This window comes from Herpetosiphon llansteffanensis, assembly GCF_003205875.1.
Taxonomy (GTDB): domain Bacteria; phylum Chloroflexota; class Chloroflexia; order Chloroflexales; family Herpetosiphonaceae; genus Herpetosiphon; species Herpetosiphon llansteffanensis.
In genome coordinates this window covers 35183-48609 of the sequence record NZ_PUBZ01000104.1, presented here as the reverse complement: position 1 = coordinate 48609, position 13427 = coordinate 35183, and the positions used below count along the sequence as shown (strand labels likewise).

The 13427-nt window shown below is 49.6% G+C and carries 6 protein-coding genes; 3 read left to right on the top strand and 3 right to left on the bottom strand.

What is annotated here, in order from left to right; translation table 11 throughout:
* Window positions 1-301: 301 nt before the first annotated feature.
* The gene (locus C5S61_RS15995) at window positions 302-1276 is read left to right on the top strand and encodes a GlxA family transcriptional regulator (RefSeq protein ID WP_110516369.1); all 975 of its coding nucleotides are present in this window, start codon (window positions 302-304) and stop codon (window positions 1274-1276) included.
* A complete protein-coding gene (locus tag C5S61_RS15990) occupies window positions 1270-2598 on the top strand; it encodes a DJ-1/PfpI family protein (protein WP_110516368.1) in 1329 nt (442 codons plus the stop codon). Before C5S61_RS15995 ends, C5S61_RS15990 begins: the two co-directional genes overlap by 7 nt.
* Here C5S61_RS15990 and C5S61_RS15985 read toward each other — a convergent pair whose 3' ends face one another.
* On the bottom strand, window positions 2599-3957 hold the full coding sequence (locus tag C5S61_RS15985) for a GH1 family beta-glucosidase (protein WP_054532658.1): 1359 nt from the start codon (window positions 3955-3957) through the stop codon (window positions 2599-2601).
* 809 nt (window positions 3958-4766) lie between these two features.
* Window positions 4767-5447 carry an endonuclease III domain-containing protein gene (locus tag C5S61_RS15980; protein WP_110516366.1) on the bottom strand — a complete coding sequence of 227 codons (681 nt, stop codon included), beginning with the start codon at window positions 5445-5447 and terminating at the stop codon, window positions 4767-4769.
* A gap of 273 nt (window positions 5448-5720) precedes the next feature.
* Between C5S61_RS15980 and C5S61_RS15975 the strand changes: the two genes are divergently transcribed.
* Complete coding sequence (locus tag C5S61_RS15975) at window positions 5721-6323, top strand: LOG family protein (protein ID WP_110516364.1); 603 nt, start codon at window positions 5721-5723, stop codon at window positions 6321-6323.
* A gap of 136 nt (window positions 6324-6459) precedes the next feature.
* On the opposite strand, the gene C5S61_RS15970 is transcribed toward C5S61_RS15975, so the two are convergent.
* A complete protein-coding gene (locus tag C5S61_RS15970) occupies window positions 6460-13320 on the bottom strand; it encodes a PKD domain-containing protein (RefSeq protein ID WP_110516362.1) in 6861 nt (2286 codons plus the stop codon).
* Window positions 13321-13427: the final 107 nt, after the last annotated feature.

Here is a 13427-nt window from a genome sequence, read left to right as displayed (position 1 = left end):
GGATTGGGGATTGGGGATCGGGGATTAGTCTCTAGGCTTTGGGCTATTGGAAAATAAATCTGAGCTAATCTGTGGAATCTGTGGCTAAAAATACGTATTCGTGCCCTTCGTGTCCTTCGCGGTTTCATTCTTCGTGAATTAATTGTTTGGCCAATATGCTCTATGTTCTATGCTCTTTGCTCTATGTTCTCCATTTGGCCAAATCAGTCCGCTGATTGGCGCGATTGAGGCTTGTAGCAGCGATTTTTGCCAGCTATGCTTATGGCCAGATCGTTGCGACAAACCAGTTTGAGGATTCAGTATGACTGAGATTATCAGGCCAATCTATGTGTTGCTATTGCCAGCAGTGCAATTACTCGATTGCGCTGGGCCAAGCCAAGTATTTTACGAAGCAAGTTTGCAAGGCGCAGGCTACCAATTACATTTTTGTGGTATAGATTCAAGCGTCGTTAGTGCTCAAGGTTTAGTGCTGCAAACCCAATCGGGTTTAGTTGAATTACAGCCTGAAGCAACAATTTTAATTCCAGGGGTTCAGCTTGATGCTTATGCCAACCAAGCCCAGCCAATCGACCCTACGATCATTAGTTGGCTGCAAACTGCGGCCACGCTTGGCTGCCGAATCGCGGCAATTTGTAGCGGCGCATTTGTGTTGGGCGAGGCAGGATTGCTCGATCAACGCGCATGCACCACCCATTGGTCAGCAATTGAATTATTACAACAGCGCTACCCCAAAGCCCATGTTCGCGCTAATGTGTTATACATTCAAGCTGAACAAATTATCACCAGTGCAGGCATTAGCACGGGGATTGATCTGGCGCTGGCGCTGGTTGAGCAAGATTATGGCTCATTAATCGTCGCCAAAATTGCCCGTCAATTAGTGCTTTATTTGCGGCGCAGTGGTCAACAAGCCCAACACAGCATCTATTTGCAATATCGCAATCATCTGCATCTCGGGGTGCATCGTGCCCAAGATTATTTGGCTGAGCACATGAGCGAAAGCATTAGCCTCGAACAATTGGCTGACATTGCCAAACTCAGCGTACGTTCCCTGAATCGAGCGTTTCGCGCAACAATTGGCCTAACCCCAATTAGCTATCAGCAACAACTGCGGCTCGAACTTGCTGCGACCTTACTCAATAATCCAGCGTGGAGCATTGAGCAGGTTGCGCAACAAGTAGGTTTTAGCGATGCGCGCCATTTTCGGCGGCTTTGGCAGCGCAACTTTGGCACAACTCCCAAGCAACATCGGCCTAATCAGGAGCTAGTTTCATGTTAAAACGTCTTTTTCGCCGCTTGAGCTACCTGCTGCTCGCATGCCTGCCGTTGGTGCTTGCCGCCAGCATTGGCAGCTATTACTCAATGCAAATTGCTATGAGTATGCGCAATAATAATCCCAACATTCAAATACAACTAAAACACCATAATGCCCAAAAACCCACTGCGGTAATTGTACTGGGCAATACAGTCAGCGAAATTACTGATGTGCTAGCCCCATATGCGTTATTAGCCAAAACTGGACTGTACAATCTCTATATCGTCGCTGAAACGACGAGTGTGCGTAGTTTGAGCGGTGGGCTGGATGTGCTGCCAGATCACTCGTTTGCTAGCTTAGCAGCGCTGCTTACCCAACCACCAGCGCTGATCATCGTGCCAGCAATCACTGAGATTCAGGCTAGTGAAAATCAGCCAGTTTTGGCATGGCTGCGCCAACAACGCCAGCCAGCCAGCCTTTTAATGGCATGGTGCACTGGAGCCGAAGTTCTGGCAGAAAGCGGCTTGCTTAATGGTTTGCCCGCCACAGCACATTGGGCCGATCTTGGTAGTTTGGCGCAGCGTTATCCACAGGTACAATGGCAAAATAATCAACGTTATGTCGATACAAATCAGCAGATCATCACCACTGCTGGGCTAACCTCAGGGATTGATGCAACCCTCTATTTCTTGCAAAAAACTCACGGTTTAGCAGTGAGCCAACAACTTGCTCAAACCATTAATTATTCCGATCAGCGGTATCTTGCAAGCGCTACCATGCAAGCCTATAGCATTGCACCAAGCGATAGCGTGTATCTGCTGAATGCAGCATTCTATTGGCCGAAACAGACCATGGGCATTTGGCTTGAGCAGGGAATTGACGAGTTGGCGTTGGCAGCATTTTTTGATGTCTATACTGGCTCGTGGGTCTATGATTTTCGCACAATTGCTGCTGAGCCAAGCGTTCGTTCAGCGCATGGATTACAACTTGTTCCACGCTTTCAGGCTGAAGCAGCACCGCCAATCGATAGGTTGCTAGGCTTTGGGGATAATAAACAAGCTCAACCATGGGCACAACAGCATAACATTGGCTATGAAAGCATCGATCTGGCTCAACATAGCAATTATTTTGGCTTGGCACTTGAGCGATTTGCACGTGATCAAGATCAAGCGAGTGCGCAATTTGCAGCAAAACGCATGGAGTATCGCCAGCCATTAGCCTTACAAGGTTCAGTTTGGCCGTGGCGAACCCTAAGCTGGCTAGGATTGTGGCTTGGGGTTGGCTTGGGAGCGTGCTACGGACGATGGCGGATCAGCAAGCGCAAATCCGCCACCACGACAACTTAATTAGGCTAAAACTTCCAATGGTTGGACTGCATTGGCCTTGACCACGCGGCTATACCAGTGGGCGCTGGCCTTGGGAATCCGTTCTTGGGTTTCATAATTGACCCAAACCACGCCGAAGCGTTGGCTATAGCCCTTGGCCCATTCAAAGTTATCCATCAACGACCACACGAAATAGCCAGCCAAGGGCACGCCTGCGGCGATTGCATCAGAGCAAACGCTCAGGTGATCGTGCAGATATTGAGTGCGGCGAGTGTCGTTGACTTCGCCATTGGCATCGGGGCCGTCGTTGTAGCTAGCACCATTTTCAGTCACATAGATTTTGCCTGGGTTGTAGGCAAATGCCAAGCGCTTGAGCAAATCGCCCAAGCCTTGCGGATACACTTCCCAGCCAATATCGGTGTATTCCGAATCAAGTTTAGGCGCGGTGCCAGTTTTGGGATCGTGAAGCACAGCGCGGCTGTAGTAGTTTACGCCCAAGAAATCGGTGGTTGCAGCCATCGCCTTGTAATCGCCATCTTGGACGAAATCGAGGCCATTGGGCAAATAGCCAAGCTCAGTGTAATCGCGCACCATATCGGCAGGATACTCGCGGCCATACACTGGGTCGAGGAACCAACGATTGAAGAAGCCATCGAAGTGCCGTGTGGCATTCAGATCTTCGGTGCTGCGCGAAGCAGGCATGGCTGGCGTAAAGTTGAGGGTAATCCCAACGCTTGCTTGGGGAACGTTGCGCCGAATCACATCGACAGCCCAGCCGTGCGAGAGCAACAAGTGGTGGCTGGCCTTGAGGCCGTCATTCCAATTTTTGCGGCCTGGAGCGTGCTCGCCGTTTTGGTAGCCAAGCAAGCCAGCACACCATGGCTCGTTGTGGGTAATCCAATCTTTGACCGTATCGCCCAAAGCGCGGCTAACCGCATCGGCATATTCGACAAAAGCTTCGGCTGTGGCACGCACCGGCCAGCCGCCTTGATCTTCGAGAATTTGGGGCAAATCCCAGTGATAGAGCGTTACAAATGGCCGAATATTGTGTTGCAAAAGTTCATCAACCAAACGCCGATAGAAATCCAAGCCTGCCTGATTGACCGCACCGCGGCCATTTGGCAAAACGCGTGGCCAAGCCACCGAAAAACGATAGGCTTGCAAGCCCAAACGCGCCATCAAAGCCACGTCATCACGATAGCGATTGTAATGATCGCAGGCAATATCACCGTTTGATTGATCAATAATAGCGCCAGGTTGTTTGCAAAAACGATCCCAGATTGATTCGCTACGGCCATCGGCAAACGCAGCGCCCTCAATTTGATACGACGATGTAGCGGAACCCCAGAGGAAATCGGAAGGAAAAGCACGCTGAGTCATGCCGGAGTACTCCTTGCAGACATGCAGTGTCTGCATACTCTAGCCGCATTGCCCCACGCCCGCTATTGTACGGTAGGTTGCGACGCTTGGCAATGGGCTTTTTGCTTGATTTCGCTTAAAACCACGTTTGGAACCGGTTTCAGAGCGTATCTTAGCAGATTCAGCCTATTTTCACAACAATCGCATGAGTAAGATGATTAAATCATGCTAGCACGTAGCCGAATATGTTTTATTGGCGAACAAACTGTTTGGAGCACAGCGTTTGTGTTGAGCGCAATCGTTTTTGTTGCTCAGGTTTAGGGATCAGGCTATTGGCTTTGGGCTATTGGCTATTGGACTAGCACGAACGACCAACCTCCAGACTCCGACAACATTTAACGCAGAGGCTATTGGCTTTGGGCTATTGGCTTTGAGAATTGCACGAGCGACTAATCCCCAGCCTCTGACCCCTAGCCCCCAACCCTCGATAACCAATCCCTCGGCGAATCGTGCTTCGAGAGAAAATAAGGCGCTCGGCTTTTGGCTATTGGGTAATTATTGACATACCTATAAATCATTCCCATACCTTCTGATCTCCAGCCCCAACAACCAACAACCAACAACCAATCCCTCGGCCATTAGCTATAGTTTTTAGACACGAATTCCACGAATGATGTTCCGCTAGCCCATAGCCTACAGCACATAGTCATCGATTCTCTGCGCCTCTGCGTTAAGCATTTGATCCACGAATTGCTTTTAGCCACAGATTGCACAGATTCGCTAGATTCTGTTCCCCATAGCCCATAGCCCATAGCCTTTCATGCTCTGTTCTATGCTCTCTGTTCTATGCTCTCTACTCTCTGATAAAAATCGCATATCTCGGTTAATGGACAGCGCTCGCAGGCTGGGCGTTGGGCATGGCAAATTTGGCGGCCATGCAGCAAGACACTGACATGAAACTGATACATCTGATCAACAGGCACAACTACTTCCAACAAATCGTGCGCTGAATCTGCCGAAACTTTGGGGCCGATCATGCCAATACGTTTGGCCACCCGATGAATATGCGTATCGACAATCATTGCTGGCTGATTGCAGGCAAAACAGAGCACACAGCCAGCAGTTTTGGGGCCAATGCCAGGCAAGGCTGTCAGCCAGGCGCGTGCCTCGTGCAGACTTAAATCGCGCAAAAAATCGAGGCTAAATTCGCCGCGTTGTTCTAAAATGACAGCCAAGGTATTTTGAATTCGGGCCGCTTTGATTTTGGCCAAGCCGCCAACCCGAATCGTTGCTTCAAGCTCGCTTGATTCGGCGTTAAGCACTGCGGCCCAGCTTGGATAGCGTCCTTTGAGTTCGCGAAAGGCCCGCCCGCTGTTACGATCAGAGGTATTTTGCGAAAGAATCGTCAAAACCAATTCATCAAGTGGATCGCGTTGGGTGTGCAAAACCCGTGGCCCAAAGCGTTCGCGCAAAATCTGCAAGGTTTGGAGCACTTTCTCAGGGTTAACCATTTCTAATCCTTTTTTGTAGCAATTGGCCGCAAAGCCTAGCGTAGCATCAGCATTTAATAACTATGTATCAGCATGTAGCTCAGTAATTATATATTGTTTGTATAGCAAACTAAACTGCAAAAATATCATAAATAGCGGAGAAAGCTCGATCATGGGCCACTTACATGCAGCAAAAAGCATCGATCCTTTTTTAAATCTTGCTTAGTTCATTGCAAGCGGTTCCATGCTATGATGAAGTGTGCCGCAGGGAACAACACAAGGAGCAGAATTGGCATGACAAGCAAACGACCAGGATTTAGTGTGTGTGTGTTCTGTGGTTCGCGCAATGGAGCGCAACCCGATTATAGCAATGCTGCTAGGGAACTTGGAATCGCTACCGCGCAACGCGGTTTCGGTTTAGTCTATGGTGGTTCTTCCAATGGCTTGATGGGCATTTTGGCTAATAGCGCGCTGGAAGCTGGCGGCTATGTCGAGGGCATTATTCCCGATGGCCTGTTTTTAAAAGAAGTTGCCCACCCCCGTTTATCGCAACGCTTTGTTGTGCGCAGTATGCACGAACGCAAAGCAATGATGGCCGAACGCTCAAACGCCTTTATCGCGCTTCCCGGTGGTTTAGGCACGTTCGAAGAGTTATTTGAGATTTTAACCTGGGCCCAGCTTGGCATTCACGCCAAACCCATTGTGGTCTGGAATGTCAAAGGCTATTATGACCCGCTGCTGACCTTTATCGAAGCGGCGGTCAGCCAAGGCTTTGTGGCTCCCGAACATCGACGCTTTATCTCAATTCGCAGCACGCTTGATGAAGTGTTACACGATGTGACCAATTTCAAAGCACCAACCAGCATTGCCAAATGGCTCGAACGCGATGAATTGTAAACCCACCACGCAATTACCGCGCTAAATCTGCTTAAAAATGCAACCAGGGGCCGGAATAAGCAAGCATTCCAGCCCCCAGTCAGGTCTTTTTATACTGATGCTCTCGCCCGCAAACGAACAAGAGCAATCAGGGCAACTAGCGATTAACCATAATCACCGGCGCATAGATCGTCGTGTTAATCGCCCACTTGTAGACACTCCCCGAACAGAAATCGGTCGATTTTGTGCCAGTGCCGTTATCGTCGGTGGCAACCCGCAGCGTTGCACTCAATGGGGCATTGGCCCATGTATAGTTGAGTGTGCGCGAAGCACCTACCGCCAACGGTTGATCGAGCACAAAGCTTTGCAAAACAGTATTGCCGTGATACAGGGTCAATGGCATGCCCGCAGGAATTGCCACGTTCCCACTCGCATTCTCCAAAATGATGCTAATCTGGGTGTTTTGCTGTACGACGCGCACTAAGAGTCCATTATCGCGACACATGGCATACAACACCACTTCATCACAACCTTGGCCTTGGTTATCGTCAGTCACACAAACCTTCGTAGCATATTTACCAATCGCAGCATAGGTATGGTCAGCGCTTGCAGCTGTCACTTGGGCAGCCAGCGGCAGCGTATCAATCACCCCATCGCCCCAATCAATCCTGGCGGTCTTGGTATCGTTGGCAAATGGATCGCTCAAGGCCAAATCAAGCGTAAATTGCTCGTTGTAGATTTGGAATTGATCAGGGCCAGCAGCAACCATTGGCGCAACATTGCGCACAATCACTGTACCATTCAGAATCGTTTCGCCACCATCATCGTCGAGAATTTTGACCGCAACTGGGCGGGTCGTAGTTCCATCAATCGAGCGGGCATCAAAGCGCGTAATTGCCGTGTTTGAATCGTCGAACGCCCCATCGTTATCCAAATCCCACGCGACGCTCAATGGATCGTAGCTCGTTCCAGCATCATCGATCATCACTGCGAGCACGCCAAATTCGCCTTCGTTGACAACCATGGTGTTGGTAAACAGCCCAGTTGGAGCCAGATTCACCACGCTAAGATTGGCACTCGTGGCAGTTACGGCGCTCGCTTCATCGGCCAAAGCGGTTGCTTGAATGCTGATTGACGTACCAGCGTCGTCCTCAGGGTAGAGAATGCCAATTGTTGCGGTCAAACTTGCCCCAGGTGCAAGCATCAATTGCTCAGGAATCTCCAATACATTGCCAATCCGTAGATCAACAATATCGGCTTCGGCAGGCAAATCAAGTTCGATTTGCAGATTATTGGCGGTGGCTGAGCCTTGATTGACGATCGTTACCAGATACTCAACTACTTCGCCTTCGTTGATTGCGCTCCGATTTGGCACAATCGTAACTGCTAAATCAGCTGCAGCCGTAACCTCAGCGAAGGTATAAACCGCGTTATTGTTCAAATCCTCATCATACGAATCGCTATCAACGGCGACCAAGGTTTCGAGGTATTCCCGTTGATCAGGATTAATCTTGAGCGTTACCGCAACCGTTGCTACCTGACCAAGGGCCAAACTTCCCAACTGACAGCTAACTAATTCAGCTTCTTGAATACAGCCAACGCTGGCATTATGTAGACTCGTGCCTGCTGGAAGATAGAATTCCAAGACCGTTTCTGCTGCAACCGAAGGCCCAGCATTGGTGATCGTCGCGGTCAGCGTGGTCAATTCGCCAGCATTCACCACGTCTGCATAATCAACCGTCACATCAAGATCCGATACGCGTTCGACCGTAAAGGCCACTTCGCCACGATTATCAATGACTGAGGTTTCGCTAATTGCCGTATCGTTGACCAGCAACTCGCTGGTATGCGAGATCAACGTACCTTCAGCAACATCGGGCTTGACCTGCCATGTCAGCGTTTTGGCGCTATTTTGGCTGCCAGCGGCAATATCGCCAAGGCTACAGGTCACGGTTGTTGTTGCCAGATTCGTCGCCACGCCACAGCCATCAGCATCAGCAAGCGTCACCAACCGATTATCCAGCATGCGGTCGATCACGATAACATCACGTGCTGGATTAAGGCTGATATTCTTCGGTGCAAGGATGTAGCGGTAGCTTTCGCCGGCAACCACATAGCCTTCGGCCAAGCCCTCGTAGCCCATCGCCACGTCGGTAGCCATTGCATGCGATTGCACCGTGATATACAACGGAATAGTTTGGGTATAGCCAGCGCTCGCTGCATGCACCAACACTTCGTAGCTACCAGGCGCAGTATCAATCAATGCGCTTAGTTGCAGATTGACCAATTGCCCAACCTCAGCCGTCGCACTCGACAAACTAGCAAAGAACAATGGCTGATCGGCGTTCTCTTCAATCCTGAGTTCAATTGGCTGATTCCAATCATTGCCATCGATCGTCAAGACATAGGGAGCGCCAATTTCGTGTGCTCGAGCCGCTTGATCCTCAACTGCTTCGACATAGAAGCCGGTTACTGCAAGATTGAGGGTTTTGGTGTAGGCATGTTCATTATCAAAAGCCAACAACGTAATTGGGTAATCGCCATACTCAAGATCAAGTGTATCGGTCAGAATCAAGCGCGTTTTTTCGCCTGGCATAAAGCTTGAGCGCGTGAATGACCAATCTACACCAACAGGCATATCTACGACATCAACGAAAATCTCATCATGTTCGCTAAATTGATAGGTTGCATCAATCTCAACGCTGGTGCTGTTGAAATTCGTCAGGGTCAGGTTATCGACGCTGGTGCGTAGGCTAAAGTTTGGTTCGTTCACCAGCACCGGAATGCTGAGATAGCGCTCGCTGCCATTCGACAAGGCCACCAAGGTCACGGTGTAGGTTCCGCCGAGCAAACTGGCGGCTGGCGTTAGCACCACGCTCGATTGCACGCCGGCCAAGGTTGGGGTAAGCACTGGCGTGTTAATCTGGGCCGCAAAGCCTTCAGGCAATTCGGCTATTTCAACAAATACCTGTTCTGGATAGGGATTGACACTTGAAGCAATGGTCAGATTGCTTGTGCCTGCCACGCCAGCATCTAAGGTTAATGCACTTGGATTGGCACTCATGCTGAATGGCGCAGCCAATGGTGTTGCCGAGGCAAAGCTCGACTCCGACGTTCGACCCGTCCCTGAATCGTAGCCAACAATCTTCACATCGTAGGCATCACCAGCAGCTAAGCCCGTCACGATTTGCGAACGAGCATCGCCAACATCAATGATTGAAAGATCCTCATCAAATTGGTCGTTTTGGCTGCGCACATGAATTTCATAGCCATCAACATCAGGATTTGGATGCGGCTCCCAAGCAATAGCCAAGCTGCCATAGCCTGGCGTAATCACCGTGGTGCTCGTCCATGTTGGCGGCAATTCGTGCAACACGCTTACCGTATTGGGGAAGTATTGGCGGCTTGGTGGATTTTGGCCGTCGTTGACTTCGAGCCACAGATTGTAAACGCCACTCTTGAGCGAGGAAAGATCTAGCGTTTCGCTGGCGTTTTGAACACCTTCTGCATAATCGAAGCTGGCCAATGGATAGCCACCAAACTTCGTTACCGTCCCAACATCAACCGTAATCGTCTCGGTGGCCATGATGCCATCGGCGCGCAAGAAGTTGTTGGTTTTGGTATAGCTCGCCGTATCGGTGATCGTATCTTGGCTGGCGTAAATCGTCGCGGTTGCGGTGTACGGCGTGCTTTGCATCCAAGCCAAATCAACAACATTATTATTGTCGTTCTGGTTGGTAACTGCCAACTTTTCAATTGGCGGGCCATAAACGGTGCCACTGACATTGATAATAAAATCGAAGGCTGGCGCACGTTGCAAGACTAATTTCCACTGGCCAAGATCTGCATTGGTCACATTCAGGCTGGTTTGGATCATTGGCGGTGACGTGAGGTCTGGTGCTTGGGTGATTGGGTCGCGAATATCGCGTGGATCAACAAACACTTCATTAAAGGTCACGTTGCCAGAAGGATTGCTGCCGGTAATGCGCAAGCCATCGGGCCGCACCAAACTGACCTGCAAATCGCTATCGCTGACTGAGCGCAACATACTCAACATCAAGTCGCCAGGCCGAGTCATTTCAACCGTGCTAATGATAATTTCTTGATTGTTGAAGCTGTAGTCGTTGAACAAGGCTGCATCTTCAGCACTCAGGCTCGCCCGATTAAGTTGCTGTTTGGCGTTCAAATCGTGCAAATAGCGAGCGCGACGCAGTGATGGAGCATCGATCAAACGATAATCATCGACATTGCCCACACTAAATCGGCCATTGGTATCAACATAAATTCCATAGTTGGCTCCGGCAATATTGACGCTAGCTTTGAAGCCCCACGTATCGCCATTGCCTCGCTTGAACTTGCCAAACTCCATGCCAGCGCCAATAAAGAAATCGTCGCTGGGGATACGCAAACAGACTTCGCGCGTGCGGAATGGCAACCATACCCGCCAACAGCTATCGACCAAGGCACCACGTTTAACCCCAACCTCGCCATAGATGCGCCCAACCAAATTGAATGCGCCATCTTTCGTCCAGGCAGTCAGTTTCATATTGCCACGGGCAATTACGGCGTTAATATTCATTTCGGCGGTAAATAAGAAGGGCACTGCGCCATCGGTAAAGCGCATTTTGGCACTGGCGCGCGCAGCTTCAAACATCGAGAAAATCTTCATCGATGCGCCGATGCCAATCTCGAATTTATAGGGGTTTTTGACATATTCCATATACATATTGCCATCGGCAGTCACAGCACGGAAGCTGCCAATCCCCATTTTGCTTTCGATTGTGGCCTTCATTTCGATTTTGGTCACGTTGCTCGTCAGGGTTACCGTACCCTCAATCCGCGTCAGATCAAAACCGCTTGCACCCAAGGGAATCGTACACTTGAGCACCACGCCAACTTTGCGCAATTGGAAGGCATTAATCGCATCAGCTGAAGCAGGCACAATCCGCATTGCGACCGTTTGATTGCTGCCGGCAAAAATTTCGACACTCACACCGAGACCGCTACAGCCAGCGCCACTCGCATTGGGCAACTTCAGCTCACCGCCAGCGGCGATGATCCAGCCATTGCCTTCCTTTTTGAGCGTGCCTTCGAGGCTTAGCGACATATCGCCAACTTTAATCTCTGGCAATTTGAACGAACCGCCACCAATCGAAAAGCCTTCTTTGGAAATCTCGATATTGTAGACCGAGACTGATAAACCGCCCCATTCTTTGGGTATGGCGAATGTGGCTTCGCGAGCTTTAACCGTGCCGTTTTCGATACTCGCTTCTTTGATCGCCAGCTTCATGCCCGCAATCGTCAACTCGAAACTATCGACGCTGCCAGTCACTTTGCCAGTCTTATCGATCTGGACCATCCCTTCGGCTTCGGCAGTTTGCGAGGCGAGGGTGATGGAAACTTTGCCAGCAAAGACAAAGCTATATGATTTATCTTGCTTGAAATCAAGCCCAAGTGTGCCCGAAATCGTGACTGAATTGGTTGGGCTTGGTTCGCCATTTTCTTTACCGATTGTAAATTTGACCGGAATTTTGACCGCAGCATCGCCAAACGAAAGTCCATTCTCATCAATTACCACTTTGGTGAGAATGATTTTGGTGTTGCCGAGAAACGCTGGCAAGGTCAGGCTCGCTGAGTTGGTCGAAAAGCGTTGGGTATTGAATTCAACATTTTTCAATTCGAGCTTCGAACTTGCCACGGTTAGGGTCAGTTCCTTGAGTTTGCCAGAGAATTTGCCCTTTTTATCCCATTTCGCGCTAAATTTAGTTTCCATTTCGCTGCTCTTGATCAGCACTTTAAGCGTGCCTTCAAGCTCAAGTTCCATGGCTGGGTCGGTAATGGGGTTGGTTACAATAAACTTAACTTTATTTTTGGTAAAGCGAATGCTCTCGCCAAGCCCAAAATCGGGCAAATCGCTGGCAATAGCACCTTCGCCAATGGCAAAGCCGTTTTTGGTAATTGAAACCTTCTTGACCGTGATGGTCAATTTCTTATCTTCTTTTTTCTTGTCGCCCTCTTTGGGTGCGCCCGCAGGCGCTTTTGGTTCTTGCTTCTTCTCCGATGGGAAGGTAATGGTAAAGCTGGCTTCATCGACCTTCAAGCCCGAATTACTAATCACCACATCTTTCATTTCGAGATCATGGCCGGCAATTTTAAGCTCAAGTTTTTTGATTGTGCCTTTGACGTTGCCTTGCCAATCAATTTTGAGTTCAACCGGAATTTTGCGATCGTTACTGGCTACGTGTAAATCAAGCGTACTATCAATCTGGAGGCTAAAGCCATCCTTGCTATCGTACATGATCGTGGCGGAGTTTTTGATGAAGGCAATTGCTGGCGTGTAGGCAGCGGTTTGGCTCAGCGCAGCTGTTTGGGCCAAAAGGCTGGTTGAACTCAGTGGGTTCGTGCCAGTTGTCGGTTTGCCTAAAGGGTAAATATTGGGCAAGGGAATTTTCACCCCAACCCCACCAAAGCTAATTGATTTTGCGGTTACTTCGATCTGCGCAACAATCCCAGTTAGCTCACCAAGCTGCTTGGGCATGGTCAACAGGGCTTGCTTAACTTTAATTTTATCGCCGCTGAAGGTTGCATCTTTAACTTTGACCTTCAAACCAGCAAAGAACATTTCAAACTCGTCGATTTTGGCTTCGCCCTTACCACCTGGCTTAATCACCCCAGTTACGCGCAAGGTATTCTGCTTCACAGTTCCCGAAACAGGGTTTGTGCCGGTAAGAATGCTGCTGGTAGTAATTTTGGTGGTTGGGGTTAATTTCGATGTTGTGCTAATGCCAGGCAATGAGACCTTGAGTTCGGTCATAAAGCCCGCTTCACCAGATAAAATCGCCACATCGCTAATCACAGCGCTGCCTAAAAGTTGGAAGCCAGCCAAATGCTTAATCGTTGGCGTAATTGTCGGGCTTGGCGTGATAAATGGCTTGTCTTTGCTGACATCAATCTCAAAATCGCCCTTGAACAAGGGGAAATTCTCTTCAATTTGCGCGACACTGCCATAGGTTGTCACAATCGTTGGCGTACCAACTGCATCCCATTTAATTTTATCGTCTGGCCCAAGGCGTAGGTGATAGGTATATTTGCCATCTTTTTTAAAGCCAATTTCGACCGCGCCCG